We start from the raw sequence: 2,052 nt of genomic DNA, 5'->3' as shown, positions 1-2,052 counted from the left end.
GACCTTCTTGCCGAGAAGTCCGCCCTTGGCGTTCAACTCCTCGGCGAGGAACTGAAAGGTCTTCAGGCCGATTTCGCCAATGCTGGCGCCGCCGCCCGACAACGGGTCGATATAGGCGATCTTGATCGTCTCCTGCGCGATCGCAGCCGTGCCGAACATCGGCAGCGCGATGGCCGCGGCCATCATCAGTTTACGCATGTGTTTCTCCCTTTATTGGCTTTTCTTGGGTCTTGGCTGGGCTCAGATGCCGGAATGCTGGATTCCAGTCATTCGGTCCCCAGCCCTCACGTGAGTCGATTGTGGTCCAAGGCTCCGTAAGCCGCAAGCCCCGGCGACGCCTGACCGGTAACGGCTCGCCGGGGACCGATTTGCTTGGGAGAAGGGGGGCATGATAGGGGTTTGGCCGTCCGACTTGCGTCCTTGGGACCGAAGTGACTGGCCGGTCCAGCGCAACGTTTGGTGGTTTGTCGTCGCCCGGCTGCTCTTGGGTAGTTGTTCTTGGGTAGTTGCTTTCGGGTAATTGCTCTTGGGTGGTCTTGGCGTTGTTGGAGAAGACATGACGGTTCAGGATTCAAAACGGCGCGTGGCGCTGATCACCGGCGTTACCGGCCAGGACGGTGCCTATCTCGCCGAATATCTGCTTGGCCTCGGCTACACCGTGCACGGCATCAAGCGCCGATCATCCTCGTTCAACACCGCGCGCATCGACCACCTCTATGAAGACCCGCATGCCGGCAACGTGCCGTTCTTGCTGCACTATGGCGACATGACGGATTCGACCAACCTGATCCGGCTGATGCAGCAAATCCGGCCGACCGAGATCTATAATCTCGCGGCGCAGAGCCATGTCGGCGTCAGCTTCGAAAGTCCGGAATACACCGCGAACGCCGACGGGATCGGCGTGCTGCGGTTGCTCGAAGCAATCCGGATTCTCGGCATGGAAAAGGAGACCCGGTTCTACCAGGCCTCCACCTCGGAACTATACGGTCTGGTCCAGGAGGTTCCGCAGAAGGAGACCACGCCATTCTATCCGCGTTCGCCCTATGGCGTTGCCAAGCTGTACGGCTACTGGATCACGGTGAACTACCGCGAGGCCTATGGCATCTATGCTTCCAACGGCATCCTGTTCAATCACGAGAGCCCGATCCGCGGCGAAACCTTCGTGACCCGCAAGATCACCCGCTGCGTCGCCCGCATCGAGACCGGGCTTGAGAACACGCTCTATCTCGGCAATCTCAGCGCCAAGCGCGACTGGGGGCATGCCAAGGATTATGTCGAGGGCATGTACAGGATTTTGCAGGCGGATGAGCCCGACGATTTTGTGCTGGCGACGGGTGAGACCCGCTCGGTGCGCGAATTCGTCGAGTTAGCGTTCACGGAAATCGGTCGCGGCATCGAATGGCGCGGCAAGGGCGTCGATGAAACCGGCGTCGACAAGAAATCCGGCAAGACCCTTGTTCGGATCGACCCGGCCTATTTCCGCCCCACGGAAGTCGACCTGCTGGTCGGCGACGCCAGCAAGGCGCGCGACAAGCTCGGCTGGAAGCCGAAGACGACGTTCGCGCAGCTGGTCAGTGAAATGGTGGCGGGCGATCTCGCGATTGCGCGGCGGGAGGTCGCCAATGGCAAAAACCACGTTTGATCTGAAGGGCAAGACGGTCTTCGTTGCCGGTCATGGCGGCATGGTCGGCGGCGCGCTGGTGCGCAGGCTCGGGCAGGAAGATGTCGAACTGCTCACGGTTAAGCGCGACGATGTCGATTTGCGCGATCAGGCCGCGGTCGTCGGCTGGTTCGCGAAGGCGCGCCCGCAAGCCGTGTTTCTGGCGGCGGCCAAGGTCGGCGGCATCGTCGCCAACAACACGCTGCGCGCCGAATTCATCTACGAGAACCTCATCATCGCGGCCAATGTGATCCACGCCGCGCATCTCAACGGCGTCGAGAAGCTGATGTTTCTCGGCTCCTCCTGCATCTATCCCAAGCTGGCGCCGCAGCCGCTGCGCGAGGATTCGATGTTGACGGGGCCGCTGGAGCCGACCAACGAGCCCTATGCCA

2 protein-coding genes and 1 pseudogene are annotated in these 2,052 nt (G+C 61.3%); 2 read left to right on the top strand and 1 reads right to left on the bottom strand.

Annotated elements, in window-relative coordinates:
* Nucleotides 1-198 (bottom strand): annotated as a pseudogene (locus tag Q7U29_RS25550) (branched-chain amino acid ABC transporter substrate-binding protein); the annotation flags it as partial.
* Between the two features lie 358 nt (nucleotides 199-556).
* On the opposite strand from Q7U29_RS25550, the gene gmd reads away from it, so the two are divergent.
* Both gmd and Q7U29_RS25540 read left to right on the top strand, forming a co-directional pair.
* Nucleotides 557-1,642, top strand: coding sequence for a GDP-mannose 4,6-dehydratase (gmd, locus tag Q7U29_RS25545; RefSeq protein WP_304746063.1), 1,086 nt, complete (start codon nucleotides 557-559; stop codon nucleotides 1,640-1,642).
* Nucleotides 1,623-2,052: NAD-dependent epimerase/dehydratase family protein (locus Q7U29_RS25540; protein WP_304746061.1), on the top strand; the 430-nt coding region annotated here is incomplete at its 3' end. The genes gmd and Q7U29_RS25540, both read left to right, overlap by 20 nt.

The organism is Bradyrhizobium sp. (assembly GCF_030654605.1).
Classification (GTDB): Bacteria; Pseudomonadota; Alphaproteobacteria; order Rhizobiales; family Xanthobacteraceae; genus Bradyrhizobium.
This window is presented reverse-complemented; position numbering and strand designations above follow the sequence as displayed.